This window comes from Pseudomonas sp. MWU12-2020 (genome assembly GCF_023100605.1).
In the GTDB taxonomy this organism is placed as follows: domain Bacteria; phylum Pseudomonadota; class Gammaproteobacteria; order Pseudomonadales; family Pseudomonadaceae; genus Aquipseudomonas; species Aquipseudomonas fluorescens_H.
The window spans coordinates 854,903-871,373 of sequence record NZ_JALMEX010000001.1 but is presented as its reverse complement, the minus strand read 5'-3'; the positions used below and the strand labels follow the sequence as shown (position 1 = coordinate 871,373).

Here is a 16,471-nt window from a genome sequence, read left to right as displayed (position 1 = left end):
GACTGTCCATGACCACTTTCATCGAGCGGCTTAAAGGGCTGGCATGGACTGACGCATTCAGTAGTAAGGCGTTGGCCAAGGCCCGCGCTTATGCTGCCGATGATCGGGTAGAGATCATCGAGATCGATGACAGGAAGATCGAGGCGTTCTGCGTCGGTTCGGAAACTCAGGCATATGAACAAAGCATCTACCTGTCCGAAGATCGCCTGGGATCGGTTAATTTGCGTTGCTTGTGCACCTGCCCCGTCGTGATTGATTGCAAGCACTGCGCGGCGGTGCTCTATCACCTGCAGGGCATTGACGACGATACGTCCGAAAGTGACGCACAGATCCCCTTGGGTCGGGCGCTCGAGCATTGGCTTTCGACAGTCCCCGTCCCGTCCCGGCCCGTCGACGAAGGCGCGCAAACCGCGGGCACGCGCCTGTTTTACAAACTCAAACCCACGTCTGCGAACGGCAAGTGGCTGCTCGATATTTTCAAGGTATATCAGCTCAAGAGCGGCGAGTTACGCGAAGTAAAACCGATGTATTCGCTGTCGGACATGCTCATGCGCCAGCCCGGTTATCTGTCCGAACTGGATCTGCGCGTCGCCAGGCTGTTGGTCGCCATGCATTCCCATCACGCCTATTACAGCGGCTATCCGCTGGAAGGCAGCAGTGGCGCGGAAATGCTGGAAATGCTCCTGCGCACCTCGCGCCTGTTCCTCGACTTCGAAAACCTGCAGCCACTGACGCCGGGCGCGAAACGCATGGGTCTGTTCTCTTGGGCCGAGCAGGCCGACGGTGGGTTCCGCGCCCAGTGGAGCAGTGCCGAGGCTGCGCAGGAAACCGTGCTGGCGCTGGAGCCGCTTTATTACCTCGATCGTGAGCAGCGACAGGTTGGCCCTCTGTTCAGTGAGCTGGAAGAAAAACTGGCCTGCCATTTGACCCTCGCCCCAGACATCCCCGCGCGTCAGGCGATGCAGTTCAGCCATCGCATGAGCGCGATGACCAAAATCCCGCCGCCGCACAAACTCACCGAACGAATCATCGATGACGTGTTTCCGCAGCCGCAACTGACCTTGGTCAGCGGCCGGGAGCGTTCGCGCTGGGAATACGTTCTGGAGCACCGCGCCGCTCTGGTGTTTACCTACAACGGTCATCCGGCGGTGGATCGTAATCCGGAAGTGATGATCCTCAACGGCCCTGAAACCCAGCGCATTCGGCGCCAGCCTGCGATGGAAAAGAAGCTGCGCCAGAGCCTGCAAAAGCACGGCTTCAAAAAAGCCACGCGCAAGAGCGCTATGGATCGTCCCGGCGAGATGTTCACTTTGCCGGATGATTCCGCCTGGCTCGGATTCATGCATGAAGGGCTTGCCACACTGCGCGCCGCGGACTGGGAAATCGAAATCAGTCCCGGCTTCCATTTCGATGTGCAGCCGGTTGAACACTGGTACGCGGAGGTCGAAGAAGAGGCCGGGCATCAATGGTTTGATCTGCAACTGGGCATCGTCGTCAATGGCGAGCGCTACAGCTTGTTGCCCATCCTTCTGCATCTGTTGCGCACCCAGCCACGTTTGCTCGACCCGGTGAATCTGGCGCAACGCAGCGACGACGAAAAACTCCTGATCGAACTCAAACCCAGCGGTTTTGGCGACCCGGCAGGCGCCAAGGTGGCGTTGCCGCTGAGCCGGGTCAAACCGCTGATGGCGACGCTGGGCGAGCTGTACCTGGGCGGACATCAGGGCGATGCGCTGCGCTTGACTGCTCCAGACGCCGCGCGCCTGAGTATGCTCGATGGCGTGCCACTGGAATGGCAGGGCGGCGAACGCCTGCGGACTTTTGCCAAGCGGCTGCACAATTCCAGTCACACTCACATTGCTGCGCCGGCCGGCCTTAATGCGCAACTGCGCCCGTATCAGCTCGAAGGCCTTGGCTGGATGCAGACTCTGCGGGAGCTGGAGGTCGGCGGCATTCTTGGCGATGACATGGGCTTGGGCAAAACCCTGCAGACCCTGGCGCATCTGCTCACGGAAAAGCACGCCGGGCGCCTCGATTGCCCGGCACTGGCGGTGATGCCGACCAGCCTGATTCCCAACTGGCTCGACGAGGCACAGCGCTTCACGCCTCAGTTGAAGGTCCTGGCGCTGCATGGGGCCGGGCGGCAAAAAGACTTCGCCAATCTCGCCGAATACGACTTGGTGCTGACCACTTACGCGTTGCTGCCCAGGGATCTTGAAACGTTGCGGCCGCAGTCGTGGAGCGTACTGATTCTCGACGAAGCGCAGAACATCAAGAACCCGCTGAGCAAAGCGGCGCAGGCCGCACGTGACTTGCAGGCCCGTCAGCGCTTGTGTCTGAGCGGCACGCCACTGGAAAACCATCTCGGCGAGCTCTGGTCGCAGTTTCATTTCCTCATGCCTGGCTGGCTGGGCGACAGCAAATCCTTCAACCGCGATTACCGCACACCGATCGAGAAGCATGGCAATGTCCAGCGCATGCAGCACCTGACGGCGCGCATCAAGCCATTTCTGCTGCGTCGCAAGAAAGATCAGGTCGCCACTGAGCTGCCGCCGAAAACCGAAATCATCCATTGGGTTGAACTCAGCGACGGCCAGCGCGACGTCTATGAAACGGTGCGCGTGGCGATGGACAAAAAAGTGCGCGACGAAATTGCCCGCAGTGGTGTGGCGCGCAGTCAGATCATCATTCTTGATGCCTTGCTCAAGCTGCGTCAGGTCTGCTGCGATCTGCGCTTGATCAACATGCCGCTCACGGCGAAGGCATTGCGCTCGGGCAGCGGCAAGCTGATCAGCCTGATGGAGATGCTCGAAGAGTTGCTCGGCGAAGGTCGGCGCATCCTGCTGTTCTCCCAGTTCACCTCGATGCTGGCGCTGATCGAGCAGGAGTTGCAGCAGCGCGCTATCGATTATTCGTTGCTGACTGGCGACACCACCGACCGGCGCACGCCAGTCAAGAATTTCCAGGGCGGCAAGGTGCCGTTGTTCCTCATCAGCCTCAAGGCTGGCGGTACCGGTCTGAACCTGACGGCTGCGGACACGGTGATCCACTTCGACCCTTGGTGGAACCCGGCGGTGGAGAGTCAGGCAACTGATCGCGCTTATCGTATCGGGCAGAACAATCCGGTGTTTGTTTACAAGTTGATTGCCAAAGGTACCGTGGAGGAAAAAATCCAGGCGCTGCAGCAGGAGAAGGCTGCGCTGGCCGGGGCGGTGCTGGAAGGGGGTACGACAGGTGGGTTCAAGCTGGAGCAGAGTGACATCGAGGCGCTGTTTGCGCCGCTGCCGGTTTCCAAGGGTTGACTGTCCAGGTCAGAGTTCGACATCTGATGGCCCCATCGCTGGCAAGCCAGCTCCCACAGGTTTTGTAATGTTCACAAATTAGTGCTCAACGCAAAGCACCGTGGGAGCTGGCTGGCCAGCGATGGCAATTTATCGGAAAAAACGCATCTCAACGCTTGTCGAACTTGTCCGGCAACGGCGCAAACAGCGCTTCAATATCATCGCTCTGCAGTTTCCAGTCCCCGGCCTTGCGCCCATCCAGTACGCCCGCTGCCAGGTCAGACTTTTCCTTCTGCAGGTGCTGAATCTTCTCTTCCACTGTGCCCCGGGCGATCATCTTGTAGACGAACACCGGTTTCTCCTGGCCGATTCGATACGCGCGGTCAGTCGCCTGGTTCTCGGTGGCAGGGTTCCACCACGGATCGTAATGGATCACCGTATCCGCTTCGGTCAGGTTCAAGCCGACGCCGCCGGCCTTCAGGCTGATCAGAAAGATCTGGCGCTTGCCGCTCTGGAATTCCTTCACCGGCGTGCGCCGATCGCGGGTCTGGCCCGTCAGCAAGGCGTAGGCCACGTTGCGTTTTTTCAGTTCGTCTTCGATCAGTGACAGCATCGAGGTGAACTGCGAGAACAACAGAATCCGCCGACCTTCTTCGAACAGCTCTTCGAGCATTTCCATCAGGCTGTCGAGTTTGCCCGAGGTGCTGCCGCGCGCGGGCAGGGTGGCGTCGTTGACCAGGCGCAGATCGCAGCAGACCTGACGCAGCTTGAGCAGGGCTTCAAGAATGATGATCTGGCTACGCGCCACGCCTTTGCGAGTGATCTCGTCGCGGACTTTCTTGTCCATCGCCAGGCGCATGGTTTCGTAAACGTCGCGCTGCGCCTCATTGAGATCGACCCAGTGGATGATCTCGGTTTTGGGCGGCAGTTCGGTGGCTACCTGTTCCTTGGTGCGGCGCAGCAGAAACGGTTTTATCCGCCCATTGAGGTGCTGCAGCCTGACTTCGCTGGCGCGTTTTTCGATCGGCACGCGGTAGTCGGCATTGAAGCTTTTGACATCGCCCAGCCAGCCCGGCAGCAGAAAGTGGAACAACGACCACAACTCGCCGAGGTGGTTTTCCAGCGGTGTGCCACTCAGGCACAGGCGCTGGCGCGCGTTGAGTTCGCGAGCGGCCTGCGCGGCCTTGCTGTTGGGGTTCTTGATGTACTGGGCTTCGTCGAGCACCAGAACGTGCAAGGGCTGTTGTGCCAGCCGTTCGACGTCCTTGGGCAGCAGCGCGTATGTGGTGAGGATCAGGTCGAAGTCGGCCAGATGATCGAAATGCTTTTTGCGGCCGGCACCGTACAGCGCGACCACTTTCAGTTGCGGCGTGAAGTGCGCGGCTTCGTCGAGCCAGTTCGGGATCAGGCTGGTGGGCATTACCACCATGCACGGTCGATCCAGGCGTCCGGCGTCTTTCTCACTGAGAATATGCGCCAGGGTCTGTAGGGTTTTGCCCAGGCCCATGTCGTCCGCCAGAATCCCGCCAACCTCAAGCTGACGCAGCGACTGCATCCAGCTCAAGCCTTCGAGCTGATAAGGACGCAACGTCGCGTTCAAGCCCTTCGGCGCTTTGGCCGTGTAATCGCGAATGTCGCGCAGGCGTTGGGCGAAACTGCGGATCTGCTCGCCGCCCTCCCACAGCAGGGGAATGCCTTCCAGCGAATTGAGGCGCGTGGCATCGGCCTTGCTCAGGCGCAGGGTGGTTTCGCCCGGTTCCTGCAAGTAGAACTCGCCCAGCGTTGCCAGTACCGGTTTTAGTCGGCCAAGGGGCAGCGCCACTTGCAGCGGCCCGTGCTCACTGTTGCGTTGCGGCACATTGACCAGAATCAGCTCGTCATCGCGGCGCCGCGCCAGGCGTTCCGGGTTGAGGATTTCCGTGTGCGAGCGCATCAGGTTGAGCAGGATCGGCAGCAGGCTCAGGCGTTCGCCATTGACGATGATCCCCAGTTCCAGATCGAACCAGTCGCGCTCCGGCGCCTGTTCGACGGTGGCGTACCAGTCGTCGACGGCGGTCAGGTCGAAACCGAACTCCTCGTCGATCTGCAATTCCCAGCCTTGGGTGCGCAGCTTCGGCAGTTCGTTGAGGGTAAACGTCAGCCAGGCGCTGTCGTTGACCATCTCGTACAGCTCGCCGGCGCTTTCCGGCAGCGCTTTGCTCTGGCGCGTGGCGATACGGAAGCCGAGGATTCTTAACTGTTCGCGGTAGGACTGTTCCACTTCCGGATGGCGTTTTATCCGCAGGGTCTGCGTTTCCTGACGAATAAGAATGTCGCTGTTTTTCTGTCCACTGACGTATTCATCCAGATAACTGAACGACAGCGCCGCTCGATGCTGAATGTAACGCTGCATTTTGCCGTTGCGCGGCTCGAACGCGCTGAACTCGACACTCGCCAGCCACAGGCGCGGCAGCGGTTGCACGTTGTCCACCAGCACTTGCGGCGGCGCCTTGGGGCTACGGTTCTCCAATACGGCCTGGAGCTTTTCCAGCAGCTCGGCGTCTTTCGCAGCGGCAGGGTATTCGAGGGTTTCCTGCACTTGCAGGAGTACTGCGGCGCAGTGTTTGCAGTTGTTGCGCACCGGGCAGGTACAGGTGGCGTCAACCAGCAACAGGGTGTCTTTGGCTGACTCGCGCAGGTGAATGGTCTGACGGTAGACGTTACCGCCAGAGCCTTCGCAACTGGCGGTAATGGTCGCATCGCCAACCTGTGCGATGCGTACCCGGTTCTCCAGGGCGTAGCGGCGGCCGCGCTCCAGGCTCTGTTCCTTGAATCGGCTGACCCAGGAGGGTGCCAACGGTTTACTCAGGGGCGGGGACATAAGGACTTCGATCAGTCCGGAATCGCTTCAGGGGCTTGCCGAGGGGCGGGCGCCGTCAGGGAGGTGATCTTGATCAGCAGCGCCAGGTGGCCGTTGTCGAGATAGTTGAGCTGGCCGTTCTTGGTGTGGCTGTCCTGCTTCAGGCGCTCACTGGCGGTGACCATGCCGTTGCTGTCGATCTGGTTGACCCAGAAGTCCGCGTTCACGTCGGTGAAGCGCCCGAGTTTCAATTCCAGGGTGCCCTCGATCGGGAACTGGCCGAACTGTTCCTTGCCGTCGCTGACGGCGACCTTGGTCGGCGCTTCGCCGAGGGTCTGCTGCCAGGCCTTGTGCATCAGCACGCTGTAATCACCGCTGGCGCTGAGTTTGCTGGCAACGTCGCCGAGCGCGGGTGTGCGCAGGCTGTCATCACCCAGGCGTTGAGCGCCGGCGGCCCAGTCTTCCGGGGCGGCACGGCTGACAATCGCTGGCACGGCGTTCTGGCGTACCAGAATCATTTCGACCTGATACAGGTCATCGGCAAAAACCGAAGGGGCTACCAAGGCAAGTAGCAAAGTCAGTGAGCGAAACAGGCGCATGCGGCGTCCTTCAAACAGTTTTCGGGAGGAGGCGCTCGAACAGCGCCTCTACAGTATTAAAGCGCTCTTCCGGGCGTTCCATCGGCACCTGGAACTTGAACATAGTGGCGCCTTCGAATTTGTAGCGTTTTGGCTGAGTCTGGATCAGTTTGATCAGAGTCATCGGGTCTACCGGCGTCTGCGCGGCGAACTCGATACGCCCACCCTGCGGCCCACCGTCGACCTTCTTGATGCCCAACTGCTCGGCCTGCAACTTCAGTGCGGTAATGCGTACCAGGTTCTTGGTCGGCTCAGGCAGCAGGCCGAAACGGTCGATCATCTCCACTTGCAGATCCTTCAGGCCTTCCTCGTCGGTGGCCGAAGCGATGCGCTTGTACAGAATCAGACGGGCGTGAACATCCGGCAGATAGTCTTCCGGAATCAGCGCCGGCACCCGCAGGTTGACCTCCGGGCCTCCGCCGAGCGGTTGATCGAGGTTCGGCTGTTCGCCCTTGCGGATCGACTTCACCGCGCGCTCGAGCATTTCCATGTACAGGGTGAAACCGACTGCCTGAATCTGCCCACTCTGACCATCGCCCAGCAGTTCGCCGGCGCCACGGATTTCCAGGTCGTTGGTCGCCAGCACGAAACCAGCGCCAAGATCTTGGGTATTGGCAATCGCTTCCAGACGCTTTTCCGCATCGGACGTGATTTGTTGGCGTGGCGGCGTCAGCAGGTAGGCATAGGCCTGGTGGTGACTGCGCCCGACGCGTCCACGCAACTGGTGCAATTGCGCCAGGCCGAACTTGTCGGCGCGCTCGATGATGATGGTGTTGGCGCTCGGCACGTCGATGCCGGTCTCGATGATGGTCGAGGCGATCAGCACGTTGAAGCGCTTGTGATAGAAGTCGCTCATCACCTGTTCGAGTTCGCGTTCGCGCATCTGCCCGTGGCCGATGCCGATCCGCGCTTCCGGCACCAGTTCGGCGAGATCCGCCGCGCATTTCTCGATGGTCTTCACGTCGTTGTGCAGGTAGTAAACCTGACCGCCACGCAGCAGTTCACGCAGCAGGGCCTCTTTGACCGTGCTCTTGTTCTGCTCCATGACGAAGGTGCGCACCGACAGGCGTCGCGCCGGCGGCGTGGCGATGATCGACAGGTCGCGCATGCCCGACACCGCCATATTCAGCGTGCGCGGAATCGGCGTGGCGGTCAGCGTAAGAATGTCGACTTCGCTGCGCAGGGCTTTGAGCTGTTCTTTCTGCCGCACACCGAAGCGGTGTTCTTCGTCGATGATCACCAGACCGAGGTTTTTGATCTTCACGTCGTCGGACAGCAGCTTGTGCGTACCGATGACGATGTCGATCTTGCCTTCCGCGAGATCGGCAATCGCTGCATTCACTTCCTTGGCCGATTTGAAGCGGCTCATCACTTCCACGGTCACTGGCCAGTCGGCGAAACGGTCGCGGAAACTGTTGTAGTGCTGCTGGGCGAGCAGGGTGGTCGGCACCAGAATCGCTACCTGGCGTCCGCCGTGCACGGCGATGAACGCAGCGCGCATCGCCACTTCGGTCTTGCCGAAACCCACGTCGCCGCAGACCAGACGGTCCATCGGCTTTGGCGCGAGCATATCTTCGCGCACGGCTTCGATGGTCGCTTGCTGGTCCGGCGTTTCTTCGAACGGGAAACCGGCGCTGAAGGTCGCGTAATCGGCTTTCGGGTCGGCAAACGCGTAGCCTTCGCGGGCGGCACGACGGGCATAGATGTCGAGCAGCTCAGCGGCGACATCGCGCACCTGTTCGGCGGCTTTGCGCTTGGCTTTCTGCCAGGTCTCGGAGCCGAGGCGGTGCAACGGCGCCAGCGCGTCATCGCTGCCGGTGTAGCGGGCGATCAGATGCAGGTTGGCCACCGGCACGTAGAGCTTGGCGTTCTCCGCGTATTCCAGGGTGAGGAATTCCGCCGCCTGATTGTCGATCTCCAGAATCGTCAGGCCGAGATAACGTCCGACGCCGTGGTCGATGTGCACCACCGGTGCGCCTTCGCGCAGCTCGGTGAGGTTCTTGATCACCGCATCGTTGTTGGCGTCGGCGCGCTTTTCGCGACGGCGGCGCTGCATGACTCGCTGACCGAACAGCGGGCTCTCGGCCACCAGCGCCAGCGCCGGGTCATCGAGCATCAAGCCTTCGTCGAGCGGCGCAATGGTGATCGCCAGACGATCCTTGCTCGAAACGAAGTCCGGCCAGCCGTCGACGGTTTTCGGCCGCAGCTTCAGACGTTCCAGCAGTTCCAGCAGGACTTCACGACGGCCCGCGGATTCGGCGGTGAACAGCACACGCCCGGGGAATTCATCGAGAAACGCCGAGAGCGCCGCCAGCGGTTGCGTGGCCTTGGCTTCGATCGCCAGGTTTGGCAGTGCCTGCGCCGGGAAGCGCTCGCGACCGGCACCGGATTCGACGTCCTGCTGACTGGCGACGACCCGTGGCCAGCTCTTGAGGCGGGCGAAGCAGTCTTCCACCGGCAGGAACAATTCCGCAGGCGGCAATAGTGGGCGCGATGGATCGACGCGGCGCTCTTCGTAGCGATTGCGCACGTCGTTCCAGAAGTTTTCTGCCGCCTGTTCGATCCCCGGCAGCGAGAACACTTGAGTGTCCTGTGGCAGGTAATCGAACAACGTCGAGGTTTCGTCGAAGAACAGCGGCAGGTAGTACTCGATACCGGCTGGGGTGATGCCGCTGCTCAGGTCCTGGAAGATCGGGCAGCGCCGGAAGTCGACGTCGAAACGCTCGCGAAAGCGCGCCTTGAAGCGGGTGACCGCATCTTTCTGCAGCGGGAACTCTCGGGCCGGCAGCAGCTTGACCGAATCGACCTTGTCGATGGAACGCTGGTTTTCCGGATCGAAGGTGCGCAGGGTTTCGATTTCGTCGTCGAACAGGTCGATGCGATAGGGCAGTTTGCTGCCCATCGGGAACAGGTCGATCAGCGCACCGCGTACGGTGAACTCGCCGTGCTCGTAAACCGTATCGACGTAGCGATAACCGCTGGCTTCCAGGCGTGAGCGCATCTGTTCGACATCGAGCTTCTGGCCGACATCCAGCACCAGGCTGCTGCCGAGCAGGAATTTGGTCGGCGCCAGGCGGTGCAGGGCGGTGGTGATCGGCACCACCAGCACGCCGTGCGCCAGCTCCGGCAGTCTATAAAGGCTGGCGATACGCTGGGAAATGATGTCCTGGTGCGGCGAGAACAGATCGTACGGCAGGGTTTCCCAGTCGGGAAAATGCAGAACCGGCAAATCCGGGGCGAAGAAGCTCAGCTCCTGCTCCAGCCGTTCGGCACTCTGGCTGTCGGCGGTCAGTAGCAGCGTGAAGCGCTTGGCTGCGCTGGCAGCCTCGGCAATCGCCAGGCTGAGGGCGGCACCGGGCAAGTTGCCCCAATGCTGTTTACCTGCCGCGGCAGGGAGAAGCGGTAGACGCAGAACAGGCACGGAAGGTTGAGCTCCAGGCGTTGCGACAAAGTCGGTAATTGTAGCGGCGTCCGGTGCCGCCTGTCAGTTGCAGACTGCGTCTATCTTCGCGGTTTGCGCGAAATGTAGTGGTAACCATAAAAACGAGCACTTTTTTAGTGGTTATGTAGTGCCGAAATCGACTGGTGTTACGGAGGGTTACAGACATCGTCTAACAGTCGTCGAAAAATTGACTGCGCTGAAAGCCCCGGTTTTACTGGGCTGGCGCGGGGCGTAATTTTTTTGAACGGAATTTTGTTACCGATTGCGCGACAAGCGCGCATTGCTACAAGAGGTTCTCGGCGGCATAATGTAGCCCCTTTTTTCTGCCCCTACATGTGGAAGGTTCCCGTGACTCAGAAGCCCGACCAGTGTCTTGGTGAATGGATCGACCGTGAAGCACTCGCAGAAGCGATGATTCCGCTTATCGGTCAGCTCTACCGCAATAACAACGTGGTGAGCTCGATCTATGGCCGCAGCCTGATCAACCAGTCTGTCATCGCGATTCTCAAAGCTCACCGCTTTGCTCGCCACCGTTCCTCCGACGATAGCGAACTCTCCGTCCACGAAACATTCCCTCTGCTTAAAGCCATGAGCGAGCTCAAGCTCGGCGCGGCTTCGGTAGACCTGGGCAAGTTGGCGTTCAAATTCCGCAGCGAAGGCAATGGCCGCAGCGCCGAGCAGTTCGTTCGTGAAGAACTGGCTGACGTGGTTGGTCAGCAAAACGCTTCGGCCCGTAAAGGCACTGACGTTGTGCTGTACGGCTTCGGTCGTATCGGCCGTCTGCTGGCGCGCATCCTGATCGAGAAAACCGGTGGTGGCGACGGTCTGCGTCTGCGTGCCATCGTCGTGCGCAAGGGCGCCGAAAACGACCTGACCAAACGCGCCAGCCTGCTGCGTCGCGATTCGGTACACGGTCCGTTCAACGGCACCATCGTCATCGACGAAGAAAACAACACCATCACCGCCAACGGTAACCTGATCCAGGTGATCTACGCGAAGAACCCGACCGAGGTGGATTACACCCAGTACGGCATCAAAGACGCGCTGCTGGTGGACAACACCGGTGTATGGCGTGACGCCGATGGCCTGGGTCAGCACCTGCAATGCCCGGGTGTCGCTCGCGTTGTTCTGACCGCGCCTGGCAAAGGCAAGCTGAAGAACATCGTTCACGGTATCAACCACAACGAAATCACCGCTGACGACAAGATCGTGTCCGCCGCTTCCTGCACCACCAACGCCATCGTGCCGGTGCTGAAGGCTGTGAATGACAAGTTCGGCATCATCAACGGTCACGTCGAAACCGTTCACTCGTACACCAACGACCAGAACCTGATCGACAACTTCCATAAGGGCGATCGCCGTGGCCGTTCCGCCGCGCTGAACATGGTCATCACCGAGACCGGTGCTGCCACCGCTGCTGCCAAGGCCCTGCCTGAGCTGGCCGGCAAGCTGACCGGTAACGCGATCCGCGTTCCGACGCCAAACGTGTCGATGGCCATTCTCAACCTGAACCTTGAGAAAGCCGCCAGCCGTGAAGAGATGAACGAGTACCTGCGCTACATGGCGCTGCACTCCGATCTGCACAAGCAAATCGACTTCGTCAACTCGCAGGAAGTGGTGTCCACTGACTTCGTGGGTTCGCGTCACGCCGGTGTGGTCGATGCTGAGGCAACCATCGTTCAGGACAACCGCGTTGTTCTGTACGTCTGGTACGACAACGAGTTCGGCTACAGCTGCCAGGTGGTTCGCGTGATGGAAGACATGGCCGGTGTAAACCCGCCAGCGTTCCCGCGCTAAGCCTTAGCTGCAAATGAAAACGCCCCGACTTTGGTCGGGGCGTTTTTTTATGCCTGCTGAATCTCTATTGCCTGTACCGGCCTCTTCGGGAGCAAGCCCCCTCCCACAGGTTTGGCGGTGTTCACATCATCGTGTTGGCACCACCGGACACTGTGGGAGGGGGCTTGCTCCCGAAGGCGTCCTATCGGGCGCCGCCGACTATCGAGGCCTGCGCAGTCCGCAGCTCATGCTTGTTGCCACGGAACAGCACCAGCGTCGCAATCAGCCCCAGCACCGCCGCACCGCTGAGCCAGATCCCCGGCGCAGCCTTGTTGTCCAGCACATGGATCAGGTAAGTACAGGCCGCTGGCGTAAAGCCGCCAAAGGTCGCGGTCGCCAGGCTATAGGCCAGCGAGAACCCGGTCGTGCGCACTTCCACCGGCATGATTTCGGTCAGCGCCACCACCATCGCCCCGTTGTACGAGCCGTACAGGAACGACAGCCACAGTTCGACGATCAGCAAATGACTGAAGCTCGGATTTGCCACCAGCCACGACAATGCCGGGTAAGCGGTCAGGATTGCCAGAATGGTCGCCGCCAGCAGTAGGGGTTTACGTCCGATCTTGTCAGATACCGCGCCCATCACCGGCAGCCAGAAGAAGTTCGACAGGCCGATACACACGGTCACCAGCAGCGCGTCGAAGTCCGACAGATGCAGTTCAGCCTTGCCGAAGGTCGGGGTGTAGGCGGTGATCAGGTAGAACGAAACCGTGGTCATCACCACCAGCGCCATGCCGGCGATGACGATGCCAAAGTTCTGGCCGATCGAACGGACGATTTCGCGCAGGGTAGGGCGATGTTTACGCGCCTGGAATTCCGGCGTTTCTTCCAGCGAGCGACGAATCACGAAGATCACCGGAACGATCATGCAGCCGATCAGGAACGGCACGCGCCAGCCCCAGTCACCCATCTGTTCCGGGCTCAGCCAGTGGTTGAGACCCACCCCGAGCAGGCCGGCAAAGACCACCGCTGCTTGCTGGCTTGCCGACTGCCAACTGACGAAAAAGCCCTTGCGGCCCGGTGTGGCGATTTCCGCCAGATACACCGAAACACCGCCCAGCTCGACGCCGGCCGAGAAGCCTTGCAGCAAACGACCGAATAGCACGATCAGCGGGGCGGCGACGCCGAGGGTGGCGTAGCCGGGGACGCAGGCAATCAGCACCGTACCGGCGGCCATCAGCGCCAGCGTAATGATCAGGCCCTGGCGACGGCCATGGCGGTCGATATAGGCACCGAGGAAAATCGCTCCCAGCGGACGCATCAGGAAGCCGGCACCGAACGTCGCCAGGGAGAGCATCAGGGAAGCGAAGGCGCTGTCGGCCGGGAAGAAGGTTTTAGCAATGGCCGTGGCGTAGAAGCCGTAGACCATAAAGTCGAACATCTCGAGAAAATTGCCGCTGACAACGCGAAAAATCGCTTTGCCTTTGCCCGTGGTGGAGGACATTGGTTCGTACTCTCTGTTGGCTGTCTTATTGGAAATCCCTGAACTAGACACGTCCTCGCCGTCACGCGGCAAACTCAGGCAGTACCCGTGAACAGTTTTGTAACCATATGTGTATAAAGAACGTTAGGCAACAATTGGTTAGGGCACTGCTTAAACGATATAGCCATTACGAAGGCCAGCGTGACGCTATCAAGCGAATGAAAAACCTGTAGGAGCTGCGGAACGCTGCGATCTTTTGATGTTGCTTGAAAAGATCAAAAGCAAAAGATCGCAGCCTCGTTTCACTCGGAAGCTCCTACAGGTTCTGGCGCATAATCTTCAGCTTTGTGTGGGGAGTAGGGGATTTGTCTATAGGGAGGCTGATTGGCCTTTTGCTGCTGGTGGGCAGCTTGTCCGGCTGCGGCAACGGCGATTCCATGGAAAGCTTCGGCGGCCCGACCATGGGCAGCACCTATTCAATCAAGTACGTGCGCCACGCCGGTCTTCCCGAGGCCGCGCAGGTCCAGCTTGAAGTGGAAAAAATCCTCACCGATGTCGATCAGCAGATGTCGACCTATCGCAGTGACTCAGACATCGAGCGCTTCAATGCATTGCCGGCGAACAGCTGTCAGACCATGCCGGCTGCCGTGCTCGAATTGGTCCGTGTCGGCGAACAGCTGTCAGAGCAAAGCGAAGGTTCCTACGACCTGACCGTCGAGCCGCTGATGAACCTGTGGGGGTTCGGCCCGCAAGGGCGTGAAGAGAAAGTCCCCAGTCCCGTCGCACTGTCCGAAACCCTTGAGCGGGTCGGCTACCGCCATTTGCATATCGACGGCGACCGCTTCTGCAAGGATGCGCCGGTCGAAGTCGACTTCAACAGCATCGCCGCCGGTTACGCCGTCGACACCATCGCAGCCAGGCTCGAGTCGATGGGGATCCATGACTATCTCGCCGAAGCCACCGGTGAGCTGAAGGCCAAGGGCAAGAAGCTTGATGGTTCGTCCTGGCGTATTGCGCTGGAAGAACCGCGAGACGATCAACAGGTGGCCGAACGGATCATTCAGGTCGACGGCTACGGCGTTTCCACCTCCGGTGATTACCGCAACTATTTCCTGCAGGATGGCCGGCGCTATTCCCACACCTTCGATGCGCGTAGCGGGGCGCCGGTCCTACACAACCTGGCGTCGGTCACGGTGATTCATCCTTCAGCGTTGATGGCCGATGGACTATCGACGCTGTTGCTGATTCTCGGGCCTGAAAGGGCTTGGGACTATGCCGAAAAACATGACATTGGTGCATTCTTCGTCATTCGTGCCGATACAGGTTTCGTTATCCGCACCAGTACGGCTTTCGAGCGCCTCAATCACGCAAAAGTTGACTGAAAACAGTACGAAAGCTGGCGTTGTAGTGCAGGCAAAAGTAGCCTACGACGCGACCAAGGGTTAATGTGCGCGGCGTTGACGCTTCTATAGACTGTGTCCGGGTTCTTTACTGACCCCCAATTGTTCCTTCGCGCCGCGATTCGGCGTGATTTAGCCGCCGGTGCTGCTGGCACCGCGGCCTGTTCTGAGGAGTACGCATGGCTGTCTACAACTACGACGTGGTGGTGTTGGGTTCCGGCCCGGCGGGAGAAGGCGCGGCAATGAACGCCGCCAAAGCAGGGCGCAAGGTGGCGATGGTCGATAGCCGTCGCCAGGTCGGCGGTAACTGCACCCACCTGGGAACCATCCCGTCCAAGGCCCTGCGTCACTCGGTCCGGCAGATCATGCAGTTCAACACCAACCCGATGTTCCGGGCGATCGGCGAGCCGCGCTGGTTCTCCTTCCCGGACGTGTTGAAAAGCGCCGAGAAAGTCATTTCCAAACAAGTCGCTTCGCGTACCGGCTACTACGCCCGTAACCGCGTCGACGTGTTCTTCGGCACCGGCAGCTTCGCCGACGAGCAAACCATCGAAGTGGTCTGCGCCAACGGCGTAGTCGAGAAACTGGTGGCCAAGCACATCATCATCGCCACCGGTTCGCGCCCGTATCGTCCGGCGGACATCGATTTCAATCACCCGCGTATCTACGATAGCGACACCATCCTCAGCCTCGGCCACACCCCGCGCAAACTGATCGTTTACGGCGCCGGCGTGATCGGTTGCGAATACGCCTCGATCTTCAGCGGTCTGGGGGTACTGGTTGAACTGGTGGACAACCGTGGTCAGTTGCTGAGCTTCCTCGACTCGGAAATCTCCCAGGCGTTGAGCTACCACTTCAGCAACAACAACATCACTGTGCGCCACAACGAGGACTACGATCGCGTTGAAGGTGTGGACAACGGTGTGATCCTGCACCTGAAGTCCGGCAAGAAGATCAAGGCCGACGCCTTGCTCTGGTGCAACGGCCGTACCGGCAACACCGACCAGCTCGGTCTGGAAAACATCGGCGTCAAGGTCAACAGCCGTGGCCAGATCGAAGTCGACGAGGCCTACCGCACCTGCGTGCCGAACATCTACGGTGCCGGCGACGTGATCGGCTGGCCGAGCCTGGCCAGTGCGGCCCACGACCAGGGTCGTTCGGCTGCCGGCAGCATCGTTGATAATGGTAGCTGGCGCTTTGTGAATGACGTGCCGACCGGCATCTACACCATTCCGGAGATCAGCTCGATCGGCAAGAACGAGCAGGAGCTGACCCAGGCCAAGGTGCCGTATGAAGTCGGCAAAGCGTTCTTCAAGAGCATGGCGCGTGCGCAGATCGCCGGCGAGCCGCAAGGCATGCTGAAGATCCTGTTCCACCGTGAAACCCTGGAAGTGCTGGGCGTTCACTGCTTCGGTTATCAGGCGTCGGAGATCGTGCACATCGGTCAGGCGATCATGAGCCAGCCGGGCGAGTTGAACACCCTGAAGTACTTCGTCAACACCACGTTCAACTACCCGACCATGGCCGAAGCCTATCGGGTAGCGGCGTACGACGGCCTCAACCGGCTTTTTTGACGGGCTCCGGCCGGTGGCCTGAGCCGGCCGGGGAGACC

8 protein-coding genes are annotated in these 16,471 nt (G+C 60.2%); 4 read left to right on the top strand and 4 right to left on the bottom strand.

What is annotated here, in order from left to right; translation table 11 throughout:
• Positions 1-8: 8 nt before the first annotated feature.
• Positions 9-3,302: a DEAD/DEAH box helicase gene (locus M0814_RS04135; protein ID WP_103485792.1), complete on the top strand. Its 3,294-nt coding sequence runs from the start codon at positions 9-11 to the stop codon at positions 3,300-3,302.
• Positions 3,303-3,450: 148 nt separating this feature from the next.
• On the opposite strand, the gene M0814_RS04130 is transcribed toward M0814_RS04135, so the two are convergent.
• From M0814_RS04130 to mfd, 3 genes are read right to left on the bottom strand one after another with little or no spacing between them, the layout of a single operon-like run.
• Positions 3,451-6,141 (bottom strand): DEAD/DEAH box helicase, encoded by a 2,691-nt coding sequence (locus tag M0814_RS04130; protein WP_103485791.1) that lies wholly within the window; start codon positions 6,139-6,141, stop codon positions 3,451-3,453.
• Between the two features lie 11 nt (positions 6,142-6,152).
• Positions 6,153-6,719 carry a CsiV family protein gene (locus M0814_RS04125; protein ID WP_103485790.1) on the bottom strand — a complete coding sequence of 189 codons (567 nt, stop codon included), beginning with the start codon at positions 6,717-6,719 and terminating at the stop codon, positions 6,153-6,155.
• Positions 6,720-6,729: 10 nt separating this feature from the next.
• Positions 6,730-10,179 carry a transcription-repair coupling factor gene (gene mfd / locus M0814_RS04120; RefSeq protein ID WP_103485789.1) on the bottom strand — a complete coding sequence of 1,150 codons (3,450 nt, stop codon included), beginning with the start codon at positions 10,177-10,179 and terminating at the stop codon, positions 6,730-6,732.
• 354 nt (positions 10,180-10,533) lie between these two features.
• On the opposite strand from mfd, the gene M0814_RS04115 reads away from it, so the two are divergent.
• Positions 10,534-11,997 (top strand): glyceraldehyde-3-phosphate dehydrogenase, encoded by a 1,464-nt coding sequence (locus tag M0814_RS04115; protein ID WP_003226583.1) that lies wholly within the window; start codon positions 10,534-10,536, stop codon positions 11,995-11,997.
• Between the two features lie 181 nt (positions 11,998-12,178).
• Here M0814_RS04115 and M0814_RS04110 read toward each other — a convergent pair whose 3' ends face one another.
• Complete coding sequence (locus M0814_RS04110) at positions 12,179-13,480, bottom strand: MFS transporter (protein ID WP_103485788.1); 1,302 nt, start codon at positions 13,478-13,480, stop codon at positions 12,179-12,181.
• Between the two features lie 344 nt (positions 13,481-13,824).
• Between M0814_RS04110 and M0814_RS04105 the strand changes: the two genes are divergently transcribed.
• Both M0814_RS04105 and sthA read left to right on the top strand, forming a co-directional pair.
• Complete coding sequence (locus M0814_RS04105) at positions 13,825-14,841, top strand: FAD:protein FMN transferase (RefSeq protein ID WP_103485787.1); 1,017 nt, start codon at positions 13,825-13,827, stop codon at positions 14,839-14,841.
• A gap of 197 nt (positions 14,842-15,038) precedes the next feature.
• Positions 15,039-16,433 (top strand): Si-specific NAD(P)(+) transhydrogenase, encoded by a 1,395-nt coding sequence (sthA, locus tag M0814_RS04100; RefSeq protein WP_003226580.1) that lies wholly within the window; start codon positions 15,039-15,041, stop codon positions 16,431-16,433.
• Positions 16,434-16,471: the final 38 nt, after the last annotated feature.

Bases quoted from the DNA above. Each gene is read 5' to 3' on its own strand.
- M0814_RS04135 (WP_103485792.1), top strand. From the start codon at position 9: ATGACCACTTTCATCGAGCGGCTTAAAGGGCTGGCATGGACTGACGCA.
- sthA (WP_003226580.1), top strand. From the start codon at position 15,039: ATGGCTGTCTACAACTACGACGTGGTGGTGTTGGGTTCCGGCCCGGCG.
- M0814_RS04130 (WP_103485791.1), bottom strand. From the start codon at position 6,141: ATGTCCCCGCCCCTGAGTAAACCGTTGGCACCCTCCTGGGTCAGCCGA.
- M0814_RS04125 (WP_103485790.1), bottom strand. From the start codon at position 6,719: ATGCGCCTGTTTCGCTCACTGACTTTGCTACTTGCCTTGGTAGCCCCT.
- M0814_RS04110 (WP_103485788.1), bottom strand. From the start codon at position 13,480: ATGTCCTCCACCACGGGCAAAGGCAAAGCGATTTTTCGCGTTGTCAGC.
- M0814_RS04115 (WP_003226583.1), top strand. From the start codon at position 10,534: ATGTGGAAGGTTCCCGTGACTCAGAAGCCCGACCAGTGTCTTGGTGAA.